This window comes from Bradyrhizobium sp. WSM4873 (assembly GCF_055811355.1).
On record NZ_JBVVPS010000004.1, the window covers coordinates 205565 to 226855 of the forward strand.

Consider the following 21291-nt stretch of genomic DNA (forward strand, 5'->3'; position numbering starts at 1 on the left):
CATCGCACTTAACGCGGCTGGATCTGCGGAGGTGGTGTCATAGACCTCCCCTTGCTCTTGATGTGGACGTTGCGCGTCGCTTGTTTGCGACCATTGCGATGGTCCTCCCGTGACGCAAGACTGTCAAGCACGATCAACGGCTGCGGTATCACATTTGAGGACGCGTTCCATTCCGGCGCGACGGACACGCCGCTGCCGAACACGAGAAGTGGACGAGTTACAAGACTGCCCTTCCCGCAAATGTAGAGCGCGTCTGCTACGAGTTGCGCGTGGGTACAGAGGGATTGGGGATGATGACATTATACCCCTGTTTTGCCCGACGAGTCAAACCTCTTCGATAAATCCGCAATCTCTCGATCTGACCTTCAAGCCATTGATTTCGTTATCCCCGGCTACTGTGCATGGGGTTGTTTTCGCGTTTTTTGTTTCTTGTCCGCCTTCTCCTCTTTCTCCAGCGCCCTGCGCACCTCGTCGAATTCGCCCAGCGAGGCCTTGTCAGCGCGGGGGAAGCGCAAATCGAGCTGTTCGAGCGCCGCGACGATGGCCGACCCGATCACGACGCGGGCGAACCATTTGTGGTCGGCCGGCACGACATACCACGGCGCGTGAGGCGTTGCCGTGTGCCGGACAATGTCCTGATAGACCGCCTGGTAGCGCGGCCACAGCGCGCGTTCCTTGATGTCGTCCATGGAGAACTTCCACTGCTTGGACGGATCCTCCAGCCGGTCGAGGAAGCGCTCGCGCTGCTCGTCCTTGGACAAATTGAGGAAGAATTTCAGCACCACGGTGCCGTTGCGCGAGAGATAGCGCTCCCAGGCAGAGATGTCCTCGAACCGCTCCTTCCAGATGTTCTTGGTGACGAGCTTTGGCGGCAGCTTCTCCTTGGCGAGGATTTCCGGATGCACGCGCGTCACCAGGCATTCCTCGTAATGGGAGCGGTTGAAGATGCCGATATGGCCGCGTTCCGGCAGCGCGACCGCGTGGCGCCAGAGGAAGTCGTGATCGAGCTCCTTGCTGCTCGGCGCCTTGAAGGCACTGACTGCGCAGCCCTGCGGATTGATGCCTTCGAAGATCGCCTTGATCGCAGAATCCTTGCCGCCGGCGTCCATCGCCTGGAACACGATCAGCACTGACCAGCGATCCTGGGCGTAGAGCTTCTCCTGAAACGCGATCAGCCGCTTCTTGTTGGCCTCGAGAAGCTCCTGCGCCTTCTCCTTGTCGAGATCGCCCTTCTCGTCGGTCTTGTGCTCCTTGAGATGAAACTTGCCCGAACCGTCGTAGCGGAAGGGCGTGATGTAGCGGTCAAGTTCCTGGGCGAGCGATTTGGACGGCTTCTTGCTCATGAGCGCGGGGCACCTTGCGTTGCGGCTTCAATCGTTCGAGCAAGCTACCAAGGATGCCCTTCGGAAGGAATATGATGAACAGCACGAGCAGCACGCCGTAGACGAGATTGTCCCAGCCGACTGCCTTGGTGCCGAAACCGATGCGCAGGGTCTCGGCCAGCATAATCGTGATGACAGCGCCGAAGGTCGGGCCGAGCGAGACGAACAGGCCGCCGACGATGGCCGCGAACACCATCTGGAGCGACACCGCGATGCCGCTGACGGTGTCGGGCGTGATGAACATCTGGTACTGGCAGTAGATCGCGCCGGCGAGCGCCGTCATCAGCGCGCTGAGCAGGGTAATCTTCAGCTTCTCCGCGGTGACGTCGACGCCGGCGGCGGCCGCGGCGTCCTCGTCCTCCGAGATCGCCTCCAGTGCGTAGCGCGCCATGCTGCGGTCGACCCAGTGCCAGACCACGATGCCGAACAGCCAGACCCCGAGCGCGATCAGGTACCAGGTGATCTTGTCGTCGAATTGCAGCGACCAGAGCTTGTTGCCCGCGGCCCGGTTCGGCGTATAGCCGAGCGAGCCGCCGGTGTAGTCGCGCGTCGCGGTGATGACCTGGAGCACGATGCCGGAGAGCGCGAGCGTCACCAGCACGAAATAGTGCCCGGTGATACGAAAGCGAAAACAGGGATAGCCGACGATCAGCGCCAGTGCGCCGGCCGCGACCATGCCGATGGGGATGCCGATCCAGGGCGACCAGCCCAGGTGATTCCAGAGTAGCGCGGTGACATAGGCGCCGATGCCCATGAAACCGCCATGGCCGAGCGAGACCAGGCCGAACCGCCCCATCATCGACCATGACGTATAGGCGAACGACCAGATCAGGATCAGCACCAGGATGTGCAGATGATAGGGATCGCGATAGACGAAAGGCAGTGCGACCAGCGCCGCCAATCCGATCCCCCAAGCTGCAAGCCGTCCCCGCCCCATCATCGGCGCCTCGCGAGCAGGCCCGCGGGCCGGATGAACATCATGACGATGAAGAAGGCGAAGGCGAGCACATAGCCCCATTCGAGATCGGAGAACAGGCCGCCGAGCGAGATGATCTCGGCGAACACGAAGGCGGCGATGAAGCCGCCGATGAAATTGCCTAAGCCCCCGAGCACGCAGATCAGGAAGGTGATCGGCCCGAACGACAGGCCGACGAAGGGATGCACGTCATATTGCAGCACCAGCAAGCACGCTGCTAGCCCGGCCAGCCCCCCGCCGATCGCGGAGGTGATGAGATAGATGCGCTTGGTGTCGACGCCCATCAGCGCCATGATCTGCCGGTCCTGCGAGATCGCCCGGATCGCGGTGCCGGTGAACGTCCGGGTCATGAACAGATAGACCGCGACCATGCCGACCAGCGCCGCCAGGAAGGACAGAAGTCGTGCGTAGCTGAAATTCATGTCGCCGAAGGCGAGCACCGGCAGGCGAATGCCGAGGTTGCGGAAGTCGATGCCGAAGGCCACGGTGGCAAAGCTCTGCAGCACGAACAGCACCCCGCCGGTCGCAAGCAACTGGTTGATCGGCGGCGCGGTGAGCAGCGGCGCGATCACCAAGTAGTGCAGCGCCGCGCCGAGCACCGCGACCAGCAGGATGGTGAGCGGCGCTGCGAGGAAATAGCTGATGCCGTAATACTGCACCAGGAAATACATCGCGTACATGCCGATCATCACCAGCTCTGCGTAGCAGATCCAGGTTACGTCGATGACGCCGAAGATCAAATTGAGCCCGAGCGCAAGCAGCGCCAGCACGCCGCCGAGCAGGATGCCGTTGATCACGGCCTCCAGCAGGTAGATGTCGAAAATGTCGAAAAATGCTTGCATGCCCCGATGAACCTCACACCCCGAGATACGCTTCCTTGACCGTGTCGCTCGCCAGCATCTCGGCCGAAGTGCCCGAGGACCTGATCGAGCCCGCCTCGATCAGATAGGCGCGATCGACCACTTTCAGCACCTGCTGCACGTTCTGCTCCACGATCAGCACGGTCAGCCCGCTGGCGCGGATCCGCTTCACCAGATCGAACACCTGTTGCACCACGACCGGCGCCAGCCCCGCCGACGGCTCGTCGAGCAGCAGCAGCTTTGGATTCGACATCAGCGCGCGACCGATCGCGCACATCTGCTGCTCGCCGCCGGACATGGTGCCGGCCATCTGGTGGCGTCGCTCCTTCAGGCGCGGAAACAGATCGAACACCACGTCCAGCCGCTCGGCGTATTGGCCGCGCGCCTCCTTCATGAACGCGCCCATCTTGAGATTGTCGTCGACCGAGAGCTGCGGGAACAGCCGCCGGTTTTCCGGCACATGCGCGATCCCGAGGCTGACGATCTTGTGCGGCGGCGTGGCCACGACGTCGACGGCTTCCATTCTGATCGACCCGCGCGAGGGACGGATCAGCCCGGAGATGACGCGCATCAATGTGGTCTTGCCGGCGCCGTTCGGCCCGATCACGCCGACAGCCTCACCCGCCTTCACGTCGAGGTCGACGTCGAACAGTGCCTGGAACGTGCCATATCCGGCATTGACGCCGCGGAGCTCCAGCATCACTGCACCCCTGCGCGGCGGCGCGCTGCGGCGGCCGCGGCCTGCGTGGTCTCGGCATCGGTGCCGAGATAGACCTCGATGACGCGGGGATCGCCGGCAACGGCACTCGGCAAACCTTCCGAGATCTTCTCGCCGTGATCGAGCACCATGACGCGATCGACGACGCGCATCAGCACGCCCATGATGTGCTCGACCCAGATGATGGTAATGCCGAGCTCGTCGCGGATGTTGCGCAGCATGTCGGCCGCCTGCCCCATCTCGGCCTCATCGAGACCGCCGAGGCTCTCATCGGCCAGCAGAAGTTTTGGCGCGGTGGCTAGCGCTTTCGCCAGCTCCAGTTTTTTCAACCCCGCTGCACCCAGACCGTCGACACTGGCATGGCGGTCGGTCGGCAGGCCCACCATGGCGAGCGATCGTTCGGCCGCCCCCTCGGCCTTGACGCGGCTGTGGCGGCCTTGGCCGTAGAAGCCGGCGAGCGCGACGTTCTCGAAGATCGTCAGGCGGCGGAACGGGCGCGGGATCTGGAAGGTACGACCGATGCCGCTGTTGATGATCCGGTGCGGCGGAAGGCCTGCGATTTCGGAGCCGTCGAACTGGATCGAACCGGACGTCGGCGCCAGCGTGCCCGATAGCATATTGAAGATCGTGCTCTTGCCCGAGCCGTTGGGGCCAATCAGGCCGAGGATCTCGCCCTGGTCGACTTTGAACGACACATTGTTGACGGCGGTGAAGCCACCAAACCGTTTCACCAGCCCGCTGACTTCCAGCACCGTCCCGCTCTCCTCTCTGCGCGCATTTGCGCTACTGGTTGCTGTAGGTGGTGCCCTTGGGCAGCGGCAGCACGGCCTCGCGCTGCGCCTGGCTCTTGGGCCACACCACGGAGGATTTGTCGTCGATGTATTGGATCACGACCGGGAACGAGCGCTCGTTCTGCCCGGCCATCGGCGTGCCCTCGCCGTAAAACTTGACGCCGAAGCCGAGCATGGTGCCCCCTTCCGGAATATCAGTGTCGAGCGCAGCCTTGCGCAGCGCATCCGGATCGACACCGCCATACTTCTTGATCGCGCGCGGCAGGACGTCATTCATGAACACATAAGTGTTGGACGCACCGATGCCGACATGCGCCGAGCGGATGGCGACGCCGGGCCGGATCTTGTCGAACTCCTCGCCGACCATCTTGATCACGGGCGGGAGCTTGGGATCCATGGTCTTCTGGTTGGCAAGCCAGATCGAGATCGGGTCGGTGTTGAAGATGTAGGTGGCATCCGCCCCCATGCCTTCCTTCAGCTTCTCATAGACGCCGTAACCCGCACCGTGTCCCATCAGCGCGCCGAACTTCAGCCCCTGCTCGCGCGCCTGACGCAGCAACAGCGTGATATCGGGGTTGTAGCCGGTGTGGAAAATGACGTCGGGCTTGGCGCGCTTCAACTTGGTCACCAACGCGGAGAGGTCGGGCGCGGTGGCCGAATAGCCCTCCTTCATCACGACGTTGAAGCCCGCCTTCTTGGCGCCGGCCTCGTTGCCCCTGGACACGTCGACGCCATAGGCGCCGTCTTCGTGAATGATGGCGACGCGCAGATCCTTCGGCTCCTTGTCGAACTTCGCCTTGGCGTTCTGCGCGATGAAGTCCATCGTCATCATGCCGAACTGGTCGCCGCTCGCCTGCGGGCGGAAGACGTATTTGTAACCCTTTTCGTTGAACACGGCCGACGAGATGCAGGTCGTCATCCACATGAACTTCTTCAGCTGCTCGACGCGGGCCGCGACCGGCACGCATTGCGCCGAGGAAAAGAAGCCGAGCACCATGTCGACCTTTTCCTGCTCGAGCAGACGGACGGATTCGTTGATCGCGATGTCGGGCTTGCTCTGGGCGTCGGCATAGACCGCCTCGATCTTGTAGCCCTCGACACCGGTCTTGGCGAAGTGGTCGAGGATGATCTTTGCGCCGACATAATTGAGCTCGGACCCGCCGCCTGCGAGCGGTCCGGTCAGGTCGAACACGACCCCGATCTTGATCTTCTTCTCTTGAGCCTTCTCTTGGGCCTCGGCCGAAGCCATCAAGCCGGTGGCCGATATCGCGACCAACAGCCCACGTACCAGACGGGCAGCCCTGCGCACGCGCATCAAAACCTCCCTGGACGATTGTGCATTGCATTCTTCTTGGTTTTGTATTTTTGCCCATCACATGGGCTGCGCATGGCGATGTCAAGCCTCGCGCATCAGCGCGATGCGAACTGCTGCTCGACGAAGGCCGTGACAAATCGCGGCATGGACGGCGTGAGATCGCTCATCCCGCGCACGAGATGGATTGCCGAGAGCTCTGGCTCGGCCTCGCCCGCCAGATTGGCTTCGATCCGCGCACGCGCCACATCACCCGGCATGTCCAGGTTGATAATTTGCAGCATCGCAATCGTTGGACCGGTGACGACGCAGTGCCAGTCCGGCTCGACCCGATAGTCGGCCGCGGTCAGGCCGGTCTCTTCCTCGAGCTCGCGGATCACGCTGCCGGGAATGTCCAGCGTGTCGCCCCTGACGTCGTCGAGATCGGGCGTGCCCGACGGGAAATAGATCCGGCCCGCATTGGCGGTGTGCTGCGCCATCTCGCCCATGACGAAGGCGCCGTCGGAGGTGCGCAGCGCGCCCATGCCAAAACCGTTGAACACCGCCTTGTCGGGAAAGCCCCAGTCGCGCCAGGCGAGGAAGCTGGCGAAATCGGTCTCGAAATAGGTCGCAGAGAGATGGCCGTCGGCGAACCTTGCATCGAGCCCGAGCAGGACGCGGCCGTTCCAGAGCTTTGGTCGCTCACGCTGCTTCTCGGCGAAATGCGCGGCGATCTCGGCGCGCCGCTCCTCCGCGAATGCCCAGACGATCGGCCGGACGGCAAGTTCAAGCGTCGTGACCCGATGAATGATGGGTGATGTCATGACGCCTGATGACCACGCCTTCGCGTCAGTTATTTGACGCTTCCCGTGGTCTTCTTGGCTTGCTCGACATACTTGTTGGTGAAGGTCTTGCTGACGTCGATCTTGGCATTGGCGACCTCGGGCGAGCCGACGCTGAACACCGCGAGCACGGCATCCGCGCCCTTCGGGTCCATCTTGCCGGTCTCGGAGTACATCGGGATCGTGTTCTTGAGTGCCGCGAGATACAGGTCCTTGTTCTTGCCGACGGTCTCCTCCGGCATCTTCGCCATGATCTCCTCGGGCGAGTGCGAGTGGATCCAGGCGAGCGTACCCAGGATCGCGTTGGTGAGCGCCTGCGTCTCCTTCTCGTGGCCGGCCACCCAGGCCGCGGTCGAATACAGCGCGCCGCCCGGATATTCGCCGCCGAAGGTCTCGAGCGTATCCTTTTGCGTGCGGGTGTCCGAGAGGATGCGCAGATCCTTGTGGCTGCCCTGGAGCACGGTCACCGACGGATCGAGCATCACGGCCGCATCGATCTGGCCCTGCTCCATCGCGGCGACCGCAGTGGCGCCGAGGCCGACGCCGATCACAGCGGTGCTGGCGGGATCGACGCCGTTCTTCTTCAGCATAAATTTGAGGAAGAAGTCGGTGGAGGAGCCTGGCGCGCTGACACCGACCTTCTTGCCGGCGAGGTCCTTGATCGACTTGATCTCGTTGGTGTGCGACGGCGATACCACCAACACGAGGCCGGGATAGCGGTCATAGACGACGAACGCCTGAAGCTCCTGTTTCTTGGCCGCGAGGTTGACGCAATGGTCGAAATAGCCGGAGACAACGTCGGCGCTGCCGCCGAGCACGGCCTTGAGCGCGTCCGAGCCGCCCTTGAGGTCCACGAGCTCGACATTGAGGCCGGCCTTGTCGTATTCGCCGAGCTGTTTTGCCAGCACCGTCGGCAGGTAGCACAGGCAGGAGCCGCCGCCGATCGCGATGGTGACCTTGCTTTGCGCGGCGGCGAGACCGGTGGTGAGGGTCAGCGCGAGCAGCGCGCCCGCGAGCCTGGCTATCGTGTTCTTCATTGGTTTCCTCCGTTCGGCTGGCGGCACCATAGAGCAGCCGGACTGGCTTGAGAAGCAGGACCGAAGGCGCTGGCCATCGGCCTTTCGGCGCAATAGCATGAGCCCACAAGAACAATTCTTGATGGGGAGGATCATCCATGAATCGCCTTGCAATCGGACTGTCGATCGCCACCGCTTTTGCCGCCGGGTGCGGCGCAACCCACCTGCTGCGGCCGGCGCTGGCCGCGGAGAACATCACTCCGCAGATCATTCACACCGGCGAGATGGAGGGCGACGCGCTCGGGAACGCCAACGCCGTCGGCTTCCGTTCCAAGATGTTCGCAAGCGCCGACGGCGCCACCATCTCGATCCAGGTCGGCAATGTGCCCAAGCACATGCATCCCAACACCAACGAGATCCAGTACATTCTGGAGGGCACCGGCACGATCTGGTTCGGCGACAAGGAAGTCACGGTGAAGCCAGGCGACCTCGTCATCATCCCGAAGGGGACGCCGCATGGCGGCACCAAGCCGATCAGCGGACAGGTCAAGGCGATCGCAATCAAGACGCCGCCGCAGGCGCCAGACGACACCAAACTGCTGGATTGATCGATCCGGGGCTCGCACGCCGTGCGGGCCCCTGCGGCCTAGCCGCGCCCGTCCACGGTCGGGCGCCACACCAGCAACCTGCGCTCAACCAGCGTCACACCAAAGTCGATCAGGATGACAAAGGCCGACAGCACGAACATGCCGGCAAAGACGCCGGCGACATCGAATACGCCTTCGGCCTGCTGAATGAGATAGCCGAGCCCCGCCGCCGATCCAAGATATTCGCCGACGACCGCACCGACCACGGCAAAGCCCACCGACGTATGCAGCGAGGAGAACATCCACGACAGCGCCGACGGCCAATAGACGTGCTGCATCAGCTGCCGCTCGCTCATGCCGAGCATGCGACCGTTGTCGAGCACCGTGCGGCTGACCTCCTTGACGCCCTGATAGACGTTGAAGAACACGATGAAGAACACCAGCGTCACGCCGAGCGCGACCTTGGACCAGATGCCCAGCCCAAGCCACAGGGCGAAGATCGGCGCCAGCACGACACGCGGCAGTGCGTTGACCATCTTGACGTAGGGATCGAACACCGCGGCGACCAGCGGCTGGCGCGCGAACCAGAAGCCGATCAGCACGCCACCGGCCGATCCGATCACGAAGGCCAGGATTGATTCCGTCAGCGTAATGCCGAGATGCTTCCAGATCACACCGGACGAGAACCATTTGACGATCTGGGCGAAGACATCGACCGGGTTGGAGAAGAAGAACGGCGGCAGCAGGATCTTGCCGAACACGGGCACGGTCGACAGCAATTGCCACAGCGCGAGGCAGACCACCGCGACCAGCACTTGCAGCGCAAGCAGCGTCACCCGCGACATCAGACCGCCTCCGCCGCTTGCGTGGATTGCGCGTAGCCCTTCATGACCTCGTCCTTGAGCACGCTCCAGATCTCGCGATGAAGCGCATGAAACTCCTTGTCCAGCCGCACTTCGAAAATGTCGCGCGGGCGCGGCAGGCTCACGCGCCAGTCGCCGATGATGCGGGAGGACGGCCCCGCCGACATGATCACGACCCGGTCGGCGAGCGCGATCGCCTCTTCCAGATCATGGGTCACGAACAGCACAGCCTTGCGGTCGGCGTTCCAGAGGTCGAGCAGCAGGTTGCCCATCACCTGCCGGGTCTGTGCATCCAGCGGCCCGAACGGCTCGTCCATCAGCAGGATCTTTGGATCGCGGATCAGCACCTGAGCCAGCGCCACGCGCTTGCGCTGGCCGCCCGAGAGCATGTGCGGATAACGGTTGGCGAAGGCGCCCAAGCCGACCGAGGTCAGCCATTTCTGCGCCCGCGGCAGCGCCTCGCTGCGCGGCGTGCCGCTGACTTCGAGCCCGATCGCGACATTGTCGAGCGCGGTCTTCCAGGGGAACAGCGCATCGGCCTGGAACAGATAACCGGCATCCCGGTTCAGCCCGGCGAGCGGCTGGTCGAATATCCTGACGCTCCCGGCAGCCGGCTTCAGCAGCCCGGCCGCGACGTTGAGCAGCGTCGATTTCCCGCAGCCGGTCGGGCCGACGATGGCGACGAACTCGCCCTCTCCGACCGTCAGATTCGCCTTCTCCACCGCTGTATAGACCCGCCCGTCCCCCAGCTGGAACGCGACCTTGGCATCTTCCAGCGCCACTGCCGTAGGCGTCGCCATGTATTCCCTCCGAATTTGGTCCGATGCCTTAGCCGCTCGCGCGGCCAAGTTCAATCAAGGCGCCAAGCGTGCTACGCATGGGCCTTGTCATCCCCTCCCTCCCTCAATCCTTGGGGCGGGTCAGCGCAGTGAGCCCCGCCCGATGCCGTCCAGGCCAATGATCGGCTATGCCCACGTCACCAAGAGCTTCGGCGCGCTCAAGGCCGTGGACGATGTGTCACTGGACATCGCCGAAGGCGAATTTGTTGCCGTTGTCGGCGGCTCGGGTTCGGGCAAGACGACGCTGCTGCGGCTCGCCAACCGTCTGATCGAGGCGGATGGCGGCACGATCACCGTCGAGGGCGACGACGTGCAATCGGTCGATCCGGTCGCGCTGCGGCGCCGCATCGGCTATGTCTTCCAGAGCGGTGGACTGTTCCCGCATCTGAGCGTCGCCGACAATATCGGGATCACGCCAAGACTGCTCGGCGTTCCGGCGGCGGATATCGCAACGCGGGTCGATGAGTTGCTCGAGCTCGTGCAGCTCGACCGGGCCGCGCATCGCGAGCGATTGCCGGATGCGCTCTCGGGCGGCCAGCGCCAGCGTGTCGGCGTGGCACGCGCGCTTGCGGCACGGCCGCGCATCGTGCTGATGGACGAGCCATTCGGCGCGCTGGATCCCCTCACCCGCGATGCGCTCGGCGACGATTTTCGCGAGCTGCACCGCAAGTTCGGCTTGACCACCGTGATGATCACCCACGACATGACGGAGGCGATCCTGCTCGCCGACCGCATCGCGGTGATGCGCAGCGGGAAGCTGCTGGCGCAGGGCACGCCAGTGGAGCTCTCGAAAAGCGGCGACGCCTACGTGCTGGAGCTGCTACGGACGCCGCGACGCCAGGTCGAGCGATTGAACGCGCTGCTGCCACAGAGCGGGGCGGCATGAGCCTTTTCACCGATCCGCGCTGGGGCGAGGCGCTGGCGCATTTGCCCGACTATCTCGGCAACCACGTCCGGGTGAGTCTCGCCGCACTTGCGCTCGGCCTGATCGTCAGCCTGCCGCTGGCGATCCTGACCCGCAACCGCCCCACCCCGCGCGCCGTCCTGCTCGCGCTCGCCAGCATCGTGCAGACGGTGCCCGGGCTGGCGCTGCTCGCGCTGTTCTACCCGCTCCTGCTGCTCGCGGCCTCCGTGACGCTTGCCTGGTTCGGCGTCTCCTTCTCCGCTTTCGGTTTCCTGCCAGCGATGCTGGCGCTGGCGCTCTATTCGATGTTGCCGGTGCTGCGCAACGGCATCACCGGCCTCAACGGCATCGATCCCGCGCTGATCGAAGCCGCTCAGGGAGTAGGCATGACCGCACGGCAGTCGCTGGTGATGGTCGAACTGCCGCTGGCCCTCCCGGTGATGATGGCTGGCATCCGTACGGCCGCAGTGTGGGTGATCGGCACCGCGACGCTGTCGACCCCGATCGGGCAGACCAGCCTCGGCAATTACATCTTTGCCGGGCTGCAGACCCAGAACTGGGTGTTCGTGCTGTTCGGCTGCTTTGCCTCGGCCCTGCTGGCGCTCGCCGTCGATCAACTGCTCGGCCTGATCGAGAGCGGCCTGCGCGGGCGCAGCCGCGTGCGTACGGCGCTTGGCGCTGCCGGGATCGCGGCACTGGTCGCCGCAACATTGGTGCCGACGATGGGCCGCTCATCACAGAGCTATGTCGTCGGCGCCAAGACCTTTGCCGAGCAGTATGTGCTGTCGGCGCTGATGCGGGATCGGCTGCAGGCGGCCGGTCTTTCCGCCGTCGCACGATCCGGTCTCGGCTCGAGCGTGATCTTCGAGGCATTGAGGGCCGGCGATATCGATCTCTATGTCGATTATTCCGGCACGCTCTGGGCCAATCAGCTTCACCGCACGGACATCAAGCCGCGCGCGGAGCTGTTGGCTGAGCTGCAGACGACACTTGCGAAAGAGAACATCACCCTGCTCGGCGAGCTCGGTTTCGAGAATGCCTATGCGCTGGTGATCCCGAAGAAGCGAGCGGAGGCGCTTGGCATCCGCACCATCGCCGATCTCGCCGCGCATGCTTCGACCCTGTCGATCGCCGGCGACTATGAGTTCTTCTCGCGACCCGAATGGGCGGCGCTGCAAAAGGCCTATGGGCTCTCGTTCCGCGCCCAGCGCCAGATGCAGCCGGACTTCATGTATGCGGCCGTCGCCAGCGGCGAGGTCGATGTCATCGCGGGCTACACCAGCGACGGGCTGATCGCAAAATACGATCTCGTTGCGCTCGACGATCCCAGGCACGCGATCCCGCCCTACGATGCAATCCTGCTGCTGGCTCCGAAGCGCGCCGGCGACGAGCGGCTGCAGGCCGCGCTGAAGCCGCTGCTCGGCAAGATCGACATCGCGACCATGCGCGAAGCCAATTTACGCGCCGCCGGCAATGACGCGAATTCGTCGCCGGATGCGGTGGCGAAATGGTTGTGGGAGAAGGTGGGTGGGCGGTAGCCGCGCCATTCATTCGATGTCGTCCTGGCGAAGGATGGGACGACGTTGGAGAGACGCTACAGCCCCCTGATCATCCCCGCATCGATCAGCAGCCGATTCAGCCGGCTCGCTTCCGCACCGTCCTTGCAGCCGTAGAAGATGCCCTTGCAGCGGAGCATGATCTCCTTCTGCTCGGCGAAGGACGGATCGAGCGGGATGCCGGCGGCTTCCTGGATGACCAGCGGCAGATACGGACCATCGACTGTATCCATCACGGCCTCGCTCTTCACCGGCTCGAAATTGACGGCGTCGATCGCGTAATAGGTCGCGTAGAGGCGCGGATCGTAGGCGTCAAGCTTTTTGCCGATTGCACCCTCGTCGAGCCCGGGCTCGAGGATAGAAGGCGCGAATTCCGGCTGGTGATCGCCGTAGCGCACGATCAGGAAGGGTTCGCCGGGAAATTTCTTCTTCAGGCCCGCGAGGAAAGCCTTGTACTGCTCGGCGCTCATCGCCTGCCGGCGCAGATATTCGTCAATGGACGGCACATTGCCCGGTGCGCGCCAGTTCGGCAGCAGATCCGGGCGGAAGCGCGTCTCCCACGGAAAATGATTGGCGCCGAGGTAAATGAAGGTAAACAGCGGCTTGTTCGGCGTTCGCTCACCCATCAACCGGAGCGCCTTGTCGTAGAAGAAGCTATCGGGCTCGACATCCTTGGCGCCGAGATCCCTGGAGTCGAGGAAGCGCTCGATGCCGGTCGTCATCTGAAAGCTGCGCGCGGCCATGAAGCCGCCATAGGCGGGGTAGAGCGACATCGTGTCGTAGCCGCAGCGGCGCAGCGCCAGCGGCAGGCCGCGCTCGACCCGGCCTGTTGCGATGCGCGTCACGAAATAGGCGAAGCGGCCGAACGAGCGCGACGACAACCCCGCGAGCACATTGTATTCGGTGAACCAGCTCGGCCCGCCATTGCTCTCGGCCAGGAACGCGCGCTCCTTGCCGTCCCAGGATTTGAAGTGGTTGCCGTAGCCGGCCGGCACCTTGATGCCCTGCGCGGTGCGGATGTCGAAGCTCGATTCATCATGGACCATGATGATGTTCGGCCGCCGGCCAGCGGGATGGCAGGCATCGACCAGCGGCATGTTGAGCCGTTCGTTGGTCGAAGCGGCCGACTCCATGAAGCCGTATTGCGCGAAGTCAGAGACCGCGCTGACGCCGGAGCGGAAGAACTTCGAGAGATAGCCGTCATCGTAGTAGCCGCGCCAGGCCTCGTCAGGATGATAGAGCGAATAGCCGACCAGCGCGGCGAGGCAGGCGAGCTTGCAGGCGAGCGCCGGCAGCCTGCGGATGCGGAATGGGTCGAGCCACCACAGCGCATACATCAGCGGCAGCGTGACGAGGCCGGCCCCGATCACCGACCAGCGCAAATTCGGGAAGATCGTGAACAGGAACGCGACCGTGTCGCGGTCGATCATCATCAGGTCGATGAAGTTGACCGTCATCTGCACGACGTCGTGCTTCAGCCGCGACAGCAGCACCAGCACCACGACCATGGTCAGCGACAGCGCACCCGAGAGCGCCGGCCGCCGCAGCAGCGCGATCCAGAAGAAGTTGAGGATACCCCAGGCCAGCACGAAGGAGAGGCGTGCGCCGAAATCCGTCTCGGTCTCGTACATCAGGACGAGCGCGGCGAGATGCGGCGCCGCAACCGCGAGCAGCCGCCAGATGCCGAGCGCGGCGACGCTCGCCAGCACGGCGGTCGTGGCAGAAGGACCTGGATTGGGCGCGGACGCCATCGACGACACGCAACTGCTGGTCCGGCAAGGCGATTGCCGAGCCGGCTGACCGGGCCTGCGGCGTTCGGCGCAGCCGGAAGGCCTGCACCGTGTCATAAAACTGTAATTGAACGGTCACGGACAAGCAACGCGTGGCGCGATCCGACCTTCGCTTAATGTTAGCGGAAGCCCATTAATGTTAGCGGAAGCCCAGCGGTCTCCGCGCCCAATTCGTCCCGCCAGAGCAATCCCGCAGTGCAGAACCGACTTGCCGTCTAGTCGAGGCCCTCGACGCTGACCAGGCGGGCAGAACTGCAAGCGTCCCGGACCGCTTTGAGCCCCTGGTAGGTCGCGCCTGTGTAGAACGCCTCCCAGGCTGCGACGGATGGGAATTCCAGCAAAACGATCCTGCGGGGCTGCCAATCTCCCTCGTAAACCTTGTGGGCGCCCCCGCGCGCCAGAAATCTGGCTCCAGCGGCCTCCAGGGCGGGCTTCACGCCCAACATGAGGCTTTGGTACTGCTGCAAATCCCTGATCTCGACGTCGAAAATCACATAAGCCGGCATCTCAAGACGCTCCCACGATCGGAAATCGAACACCTGTCTGGCAATGGTCTCACCTCGGAGGCTCAGCCCTGCGGCAGCAGCCCGAGCCGCTTGGCGATGATGCGGTCGACCACACGCTTGGGCAGCGTGGCCGTCATCAAATGCCGCATCGGGTCCGGCGTGATCTGGTAGCGAACCTTGGGCCTCTCGGCGGTGAGCGCCTCGAAAACGACCTCGGCGATCCGCTCGGCCGGCAGCCCGGTCTCGCCAAGCTTCATCATGAACGCCCTGACCTTGTTCAGCGCCGGCAGATAAGGCGAGTTCTGGTAGACCGAGAGATCGATCTGCTCGGCCTTGCTCCAGATCGGCGTCTTCACCGCGCCGGGGGCGACGATGATGACGTCGATGCCAAACAGCATCAACTCGCGGCGCAAGCTCTCCGACAGGCCTTCGATGGCGTGCTTGGAGGTGCTGTAAGGCGCCGACAAGGGATTGCCGTTCTTGCCCGCGACCGAACTGATCATCACGATCCGGCCCTTCGGCCCCTTCAGCGACGGATCGGCGCCGAGTAGCGGCCCAAAGGCCTGCGTCGCGATGACCGGGCCAATGACATTGATCTCCATCTGCCGGCGGAAGTCGTCGACCGACAATTCGAGCACGGGACCGGCGACCGCGACGCCGGCGTTGTTGACGAGACCGGCCAGCGTCTCGCCGCCCAGCGCCTCGCGGACTTTTCGCGCAGCAGCGAGGACCGCCGCCTCGTCGGTGACATCGAACAGCAGCGGCGCGAAGTTCGTACCGAACTCGCCCGTGAGCCGATCCGCATCGGCCTGCTTGCGGACACTACCGAAAACACGATAGCCGCGCCCGACCAGAAACTTCGCAATGGCCCAGCCGATGCCGGTGGACGCGCCGGTGACGACGACGGATCGCATGATCTTTCCCCCCAAGAGCTCCCGCGATCATGCAGGGGAAAGGTGCCGGGACGCAATGCCGTCCACCGGTCAAGGAGACGCCCCAGATGTCAGGTCTTAAGGTGAAGCGAGGCGCGAACGTCGCGGCGTGAGATCGATTGCACCATGAAGATATGGATGAAGAGCCGAATCCTTGACTCTGAAGACGCTCGGCTTTTGAGGATCGGGAGCTTCCAGGAAACTCCGAAAAACAACGCGAGACCAAGAATGTGGTTTAAGCGTCAGTTCTTCGTGCTCGGGGAGCACTTTAGCTCGCGAAGAATTTGAATGAAGCAGCAATGCTTCGCGCGAGACGAAAAGAGCGAGACCGCTGGTTGCGATCTCGCTCGAATATAGTCGCGAAGATTTAAGAATTGGTTTGGCGAGCGAAGCTTGTGTTTTCGCTCGCGTGTCCAGATGCGGCGTAACCGATACGCCGCATCCGAACGACCGCGGCTTAGTTCTTGCTCTTGTCGACCAGCGCGCCCTTCTTGATCCAGGGCATCATGTCGCGCAGCTTGGCGCCGACTTCCTCGATCGGGTGCTCGGCGAGCTTGGCGCGGGTCGCCTTGAACGAGGTCTGGTTGACCTTGTTCTCGAGCATCCAGTCGCGGGCGAACTTGCCGGACTGGATGTCGTTCAGAACCCGCTTCATCTCCTTCTTGGTCTCGTCGGTGACGATGCGCGGACCGGTGACGTACTCGCCGTACTCCGCGGTGTTGGAGATCGAGTAGTTCATGTTGGCGATGCCGCCTTCATAGATCAGATCGACGATCAGCTTCACCTCGTGCAGGCACTCGAAATAGGCCATCTCCGGGGCGTAGCCGGCTTCGACCAGGGTCTCATAGCCGCCCTTGATCAGCTCGACCAGGCCGCCGCAGAGCACAACCTGCTCGCCGAACAGGTCGGTCTCGCACTCTTCCTTGAAGGTGGTCTCGATGATGCCGGCACGGCCGCCGCCGACGGCGGAGGCGTAGGACAGACCGAGGTCGTGGGCGTTACCCGAGACGTCCTTGGCGATCGCGATCAGGCAGGGCACGCCGCCGCCGCGCTGATACTCCGAGCGCACGGTGTGGCCGGGGCCCTTCGGCGCGATCATGAGAACGTCGAGATCGGCGCGCGGGTCGAGCAGGTTGAAGTGGACGTTGAGACCGTGCGCGAAGACGAGCGCTGCGCCCTTCTTCATGTTGTCGTGCAGGTGCTCGCGGTAGATGTCGCCCTGGAGCTCGTCCGGGGTCAGCATCATGACGAGGTCGGCCCATTTGGCGGCCTCGGCGACTTCCATCACCTTGAAGCCGGCAGCTTCCGCTTTCTTGGCCGAGGCCGAACCCTTGCGGAGCGCGATCGCCACGTCCTTGACGCCGGAATCCTTCAGGTTCAGCGCATGGGCGTGGCCCTGGCTGCCATAGCCGACGATGACGACCTTCTTGCCCTTGATCAGGTTCAGGTCGGCGTCGCGATCGTAATAAACACGCATGGTCGTTTCCTCGTTCAGGGGCCGGAATCGGCCGTTGGTCAGGTCTTGTCAGTCAGGTCTCGGACGGTGAAATTTGCGGATTTCGGGGGCTGTCTAGAGCATTTTCGGCCCCCTGGGAAACCCGTTTCTGCATGGAAAGCCGGGGCATCATGCATCCATGATCACGGGATAGAGGGACGCCAGCAGCAGGATGGCCATCAGGATGTTGAAGGCGCGGACCAGCCGCTCGGAGGTCAGCACCGGCCGCAGTGCAGTGCCGAACAGGACCCAGACCACGGTCGAGACCGCGCCGACGAGTAGGCTGACCAGGGTCTGGATCGCGATATTGATGGGGAATTGGGCAATCGCCGCGTAGGCGGTGATTGTGCCGATCACGATCACCCAGCCTTTGGCGTTGATCCACTGGAACATCGCCGCGCCCCAGAAGGTCATCGGGCCGCGGCCGGTCTCGCCCTCCGGCGTGGTCGGGCCGGACAAAGCAATCACGGCGGAAAGATAGATCAGATAGGCCGCGCCGGCATATTTCAGAATGGTCTGCAGGATCGGATAGGCCAGAAACACTGTGCCGAGCCCGAGGCCGACAGCTGAAATCATGAAGGCGAAGCCGATGACGACGCCGGCGATGTGGGGAATCGTGCGACGGAAGCCATAAGTCAGCCCGGAGGACAGCAACATGATGTTGTTCGGCCCAGGCGTGAAATACATCACGGCCATGAAGGCGAGGAAGGCATACAGCAGCGACTGGGACATGCTCACCTCACACGGCCTTCGGCTGTGGTTCTCTGGGATACCGCCTCGGGGCGCTTCGCCAGCACCATCACCGCGATACCGCCGATCACGGTGAGCATGCCGGCGAGGCGCAGCGGACCGAACCGCTCGCCGAACACGATGCTGGACGCAGCCGAGCCGACGAACGGCACCAGCAGCGCGAATGGCACCACTTGCGCGGTGGGATAGTCACGCAGCAGCCGGCCCCATAGCCAATAGGCGATGCTGGTGGAGATGCCGCCGATCAACAGCATGCAAATGAAGCCGGTGAGCGAAATGTGGATCAGCGACTGCCAGGTTGGCATCGGTCCGTTGACGACCAGCGTGAGCGCGAACAGCGGCACCGCGGTGGCAAGGCACAACCAGGCGAACAGATCGAACATCGGCACGCCGCGGGCGCCTCTCAGCAGGATATTGCCGAGCGCAAAGCTGACCGGCGCGATCATCAGCACGGCGAAAGCACCGACGCTGAAATCATACCCGACCGTGCCGCAGATCATCAAAAGGCCGATTGCTGCGATGACGATGCCCAGCGTTTGCACTGGCGTCGGCCGCTCGCCGAATGCGATCGCGGCAAAGCCGATCGTGAACAGCGCCTGGCTCTGCACGACGACGCTGGTCAGGCCCACCGGCACGCCATGGGCGATGCCATAGGCCTGGCTCAGAAACTGACCGAGAAAGAGCGTAAAGCTGATCGCGAACAGGAGCGACCAGGCGACTTTGGGCTTGCGAATGAACAGGCACGGGACCGCGGCAATGGTGAAGCGCATCGCCGTCATCAGCTCCGGCGAAAACTCGTCGAGCGCGATCCGGCTCGCCACGAAGGCAAGCCCCCAGATGACCGCCACCATGATGGCGATGAGGATGTCGGCCGGCTTCATTGTCGTTCCCGGTTCTGCCCTGTCGTGCAGCCCTGTTTGTTGTTCTGGTCGAGCCGTGCTCGCCGGCCGTTACGTGGAAGAATTGGGTTTCCGCAGCAGATAAGTGCCGTGCATCGGGGCGTGGTAATCGGCCGAGACCATCGTGAAGCCGACGTCGGTCAGCATCCGCTCCATGACCCAGCCGAAAGTGGAATACTCGTCGCGCATATGGGCGACGACGCTTTCACGCGGCACATCGTGGTTCTTGATCTCAAAGTCGGCCCATTGATCGACGTCGCGCTCGACGGCGTCGGGCATCGAGGCGTAGACGATGTCGCGCAAATAGAACGTGGCACCGGGCTTGAGCGCGCGATAGATCCGCGACATGGCCACCGCCTTCCAGAAATCCGGCAGATGGTGCAGCGTGAACTCGCTGACGATCAGGTCATAGGATTCCGGCCGGTAGGCGAAGCTGAGCAGGCCAGCGGACTGCGTGCGCACGGGCGCCTTGCGGTCCCGCGCATAGATCTCGGCGAGCGCCAGCATTGCGGGCGAGATGTCGATGGCGTCGACCTCGGCGCCCATCAGGGCGGCCTCGGTCGCGAGCACGCCGTTGCCGCAACCGATGTCGGCGATGCGCCAGCCGCGCTGGACGCCGAGCATTTTCAGCGCGGTGCGCGCCCGCAGATCGGCATCGTCGTGACTGTCGTAGATCGAGGCCACTGCAGGCCCGATCCCCATCCGGTTCCGCTCGTTGTAATACCAGTCGCGCGCCAACATGGTTCACATTCCTTCAGGCCCGCGACCAATCGCGGCAACACCGGTGCGCGACACTTCGACGAGGCCAAGCGGACGCATCAGGTCGATAAACTGATTGATCTTGTCTGTATTGCCTGTGATCTCGAACACAAAGCTCTCGGTGGTGGCGTCGATCACGCGGGCGCGGAACGCGTCCGCCAGCCGCAGCGCCTCGACGCGATGCTCGCCCTGCCCGCGCACCTTGACCATCGCAAGCTCGCGCTCGATCGAGCGTTTCGTCAGCGTCATGTCGACGACGCGATAGACAGGTATCATGCGGTCGAGCTGATGCTTGATCTGCTCGATCACCATCGGTGTACCCGTGGTGACGATGGTGATGCGCGAGAGATGCTTCTGGCTCTCGGTCTCCGAGACCGTAAGGCTCTCGATGTTGTAGCCGCGCCCTGAGAACAGGCCGATGACGCGCGCGAGCACGCCGGGCTCGTTCTGCACGAGCACCGAAAGCGTGTGCGTCTCGTTCGGGTCGTGGCGCTCCTCGATGAAATAGGCGGATGCGGGCTGGTTCATTGTCGTCCCCTTCATTCTCGTCGTTACGCCGTCGCCCGACGAGCGACCGGCGCATCCGTCCCGACCCAACCGCGGAACAGATCGAAATCGATATTGCCGCCGGACAGCACGAGACCGACGCGCTTGCCCGACAGACCTGCCTTTTCCTGAAGCGCCGCGGCGAGCGCGGCGGCGCCGGCGCCTTCGGCGAGATTGTGCGTGTCGGTCCAGAGCGCATGGATCGCGAGCGCGATCTCATCGTCCGTCACCTGGACGATACGCGATGCGCCCTTGAGGATGATCGCGAGCGCTTCCGGATCGGGAATCCGCGTCGCCATGCCGTCCGCGAGCGTGTTGCTGGTCTCGGTGATCACGACGTGGCTCGCCGCGAACGACAGCGCATAGGACGGCGCCTCGGTCGACTGCACCCCGACGATCTCGGTCTTCAGGCCGAGCAGATCGCGCGCCATGATGCAGCCGCAGATCCCCGAGCCCTGCCCGATCGGCACATAGAGAATGTCGAGATCCGGCGCGGCCCGGAGCAATTCGAGCGCATAGGTCGCCACGCCCAGCACCAGGTCCGTATGGAAAGACGGCACCATGTGCAGCCCGGCGAACTGCGCGTGGCGCCCGGCTTCCTCGCGTGCGGCCTGAAAGTCCTCGCCGTGCTCAACGAGTTCGGCGCCAAACGCCTTCATGGCGCGGTTCTTCTCGACCGAATTGCCGCGCGGCACATAGATCACGGCAGGCACGCCATGGCGGCTCGCCGCAAAGGCGAGGCTCTGGCCATGATTGCCGCGCGTCGCCGAGATGATGCCCGGAATGTTCGGCCGTTCGCGCTTCAACCGATCGAGATAGACTAACCCGCCGCGCACCTTGAAGGCGCCCGTCGGCGTATGATTCTCGTGCTTGACCACGATCTGCGTGCCCAGCCGCTCGGCGAGCAGCGGCCAGGCGTGCGCCGGCGTTGCCGGCACCGCCTGCCCCACGATCGCATGTGCGCGTTCGAGCTCGTTCAGGTCGAACAT

The 21291-nt window shown here is 63.6% G+C and carries 22 protein-coding genes; 3 read left to right on the top strand and 19 right to left on the bottom strand.

Annotation, left to right across the window (positions count from 1 at the left end; translation table 11 throughout):
• Nucleotides 1-392: 392 nt before the first annotated feature.
• The 8 genes from AC0L21_RS09405 to AC0L21_RS09440 form a co-directional block, all read right to left on the bottom strand.
• Nucleotides 393-1343: a polyphosphate kinase 2 family protein gene (locus AC0L21_RS09405; protein WP_473260493.1), complete on the bottom strand. Its 951-nt coding sequence runs from the start codon at nt 1341-1343 to the stop codon at nt 393-395.
• The gene (locus AC0L21_RS09410) at nt 1303-2322 is read right to left on the bottom strand and encodes a branched-chain amino acid ABC transporter permease (RefSeq protein ID WP_473260495.1); all 1020 of its coding nucleotides are present in this window, start codon (nt 2320-2322) and stop codon (nt 1303-1305) included. The genes AC0L21_RS09405 and AC0L21_RS09410 overlap by 41 nt, the downstream gene beginning before the upstream one ends.
• Nucleotides 2319-3200, bottom strand: coding sequence for a branched-chain amino acid ABC transporter permease (locus AC0L21_RS09415; protein WP_211397438.1), 882 nt, complete (start codon nt 3198-3200; stop codon nt 2319-2321). The genes AC0L21_RS09410 and AC0L21_RS09415 overlap by 4 nt, the downstream gene beginning before the upstream one ends.
• Nucleotides 3201-3213: 13 nt before the next feature.
• The gene (locus AC0L21_RS09420; RefSeq protein WP_473260499.1) at nt 3214-3918 is read right to left on the bottom strand and encodes an ABC transporter ATP-binding protein; all 705 of its coding nucleotides are present in this window, start codon (nt 3916-3918) and stop codon (nt 3214-3216) included.
• A complete protein-coding gene (locus AC0L21_RS09425) occupies nt 3918-4688 on the bottom strand; it encodes an ABC transporter ATP-binding protein (RefSeq protein ID WP_473260502.1) in 771 nt (256 codons plus the stop codon). Before AC0L21_RS09425 ends, AC0L21_RS09420 begins: the two co-directional genes overlap by 1 nt.
• A 31-nt stretch (nt 4689-4719) precedes the next feature.
• On the bottom strand, nt 4720-6042 hold the full coding sequence (locus AC0L21_RS09430; protein ID WP_473260504.1) for an ABC transporter substrate-binding protein: 1323 nt from the start codon (nt 6040-6042) through the stop codon (nt 4720-4722).
• A gap of 95 nt (nt 6043-6137) precedes the next feature.
• Nucleotides 6138-6842 (bottom strand): NUDIX hydrolase, encoded by a 705-nt coding sequence (locus AC0L21_RS09435; RefSeq protein WP_473260506.1) that lies wholly within the window; start codon nt 6840-6842, stop codon nt 6138-6140.
• A 29-nt stretch (nt 6843-6871) separates the two neighbouring features.
• Nucleotides 6872-7897 (bottom strand): ABC transporter substrate-binding protein, encoded by a 1026-nt coding sequence (locus tag AC0L21_RS09440; RefSeq protein ID WP_473260509.1) that lies wholly within the window; start codon nt 7895-7897, stop codon nt 6872-6874.
• A gap of 137 nt (nt 7898-8034) precedes the next feature.
• Here AC0L21_RS09440 and AC0L21_RS09445 point away from each other — a divergent pair, with 137 nt between their 5' ends.
• Nucleotides 8035-8484 carry a cupin domain-containing protein gene (locus tag AC0L21_RS09445; protein ID WP_247288096.1) on the top strand — a complete coding sequence of 150 codons (450 nt, stop codon included), beginning with the start codon at nt 8035-8037 and terminating at the stop codon, nt 8482-8484.
• Nucleotides 8485-8522: 38 nt separating this feature from the next.
• Here AC0L21_RS09445 and AC0L21_RS09450 read toward each other — a convergent pair whose 3' ends face one another.
• Complete coding sequence (locus AC0L21_RS09450; RefSeq protein WP_473260513.1) at nt 8523-9308, bottom strand: ABC transporter permease; 786 nt, start codon at nt 9306-9308, stop codon at nt 8523-8525.
• A complete protein-coding gene (locus AC0L21_RS09455) occupies nt 9308-10126 on the bottom strand; it encodes an ABC transporter ATP-binding protein (RefSeq protein WP_473260515.1) in 819 nt (272 codons plus the stop codon). Before AC0L21_RS09455 ends, AC0L21_RS09450 begins: the two co-directional genes overlap by 1 nt.
• A gap of 142 nt (nt 10127-10268) precedes the next feature.
• On the opposite strand from AC0L21_RS09455, the gene AC0L21_RS09460 reads away from it, so the two are divergent.
• Complete coding sequence (locus AC0L21_RS09460) at nt 10269-11051, top strand: ATP-binding cassette domain-containing protein (RefSeq protein WP_473260517.1); 783 nt, start codon at nt 10269-10271, stop codon at nt 11049-11051.
• Nucleotides 11048-12607, top strand: a complete 1560-nt coding sequence (locus AC0L21_RS09465; RefSeq protein ID WP_473260519.1) for a glycine betaine ABC transporter substrate-binding protein — start codon at nt 11048-11050, stop codon at nt 12605-12607. Before AC0L21_RS09460 ends, AC0L21_RS09465 begins: the two co-directional genes overlap by 4 nt.
• A 56-nt stretch (nt 12608-12663) precedes the next feature.
• On the opposite strand, the gene AC0L21_RS09470 is transcribed toward AC0L21_RS09465, so the two are convergent.
• From AC0L21_RS09470 to AC0L21_RS09510, 9 genes are all read right to left on the bottom strand, one after another.
• Nucleotides 12664-14376: a sulfatase-like hydrolase/transferase gene (locus tag AC0L21_RS09470; RefSeq protein WP_473260523.1), complete on the bottom strand. Its 1713-nt coding sequence runs from the start codon at nt 14374-14376 to the stop codon at nt 12664-12666.
• Nucleotides 14377-14630: 254 nt separating this feature from the next.
• Entirely contained in the window at nt 14631-14921 is a 291-nt protein-coding gene (locus AC0L21_RS09475) for a DUF1330 domain-containing protein (RefSeq protein WP_473260525.1), read from the bottom strand.
• Nucleotides 14922-14983: 62 nt separating this feature from the next.
• Nucleotides 14984-15835 carry an SDR family oxidoreductase gene (locus AC0L21_RS09480; RefSeq protein ID WP_473260528.1) on the bottom strand — a complete coding sequence of 284 codons (852 nt, stop codon included), beginning with the start codon at nt 15833-15835 and terminating at the stop codon, nt 14984-14986.
• Between the two features lie 475 nt (nt 15836-16310).
• Nucleotides 16311-17330, bottom strand: coding sequence for a ketol-acid reductoisomerase (ilvC, locus tag AC0L21_RS09485; protein WP_007600992.1), 1020 nt, complete (start codon nt 17328-17330; stop codon nt 16311-16313).
• 147 nt (nt 17331-17477) lie between these two features.
• Nucleotides 17478-18080, bottom strand: a complete 603-nt coding sequence (locus AC0L21_RS09490; protein WP_473260531.1) for a LysE family translocator — start codon at nt 18078-18080, stop codon at nt 17478-17480.
• A gap of 2 nt (nt 18081-18082) precedes the next feature.
• On the bottom strand, nt 18083-18979 hold the full coding sequence (locus AC0L21_RS09495; protein ID WP_473260533.1) for an EamA family transporter: 897 nt from the start codon (nt 18977-18979) through the stop codon (nt 18083-18085).
• Nucleotides 18980-19048: 69 nt separating this feature from the next.
• Nucleotides 19049-19738: a class I SAM-dependent methyltransferase gene (locus AC0L21_RS09500; RefSeq protein WP_473260535.1), complete on the bottom strand. Its 690-nt coding sequence runs from the start codon at nt 19736-19738 to the stop codon at nt 19049-19051.
• A gap of 3 nt (nt 19739-19741) precedes the next feature.
• A complete protein-coding gene (gene ilvN / locus AC0L21_RS09505; protein ID WP_007613340.1) occupies nt 19742-20284 on the bottom strand; it encodes an acetolactate synthase small subunit in 543 nt (180 codons plus the stop codon).
• A 23-nt stretch (nt 20285-20307) separates the two neighbouring features.
• Nucleotides 20308-21291, bottom strand: a complete 984-nt coding sequence (locus tag AC0L21_RS09510; RefSeq protein WP_473260538.1) for a threonine dehydratase — start codon at nt 21289-21291, stop codon at nt 20308-20310.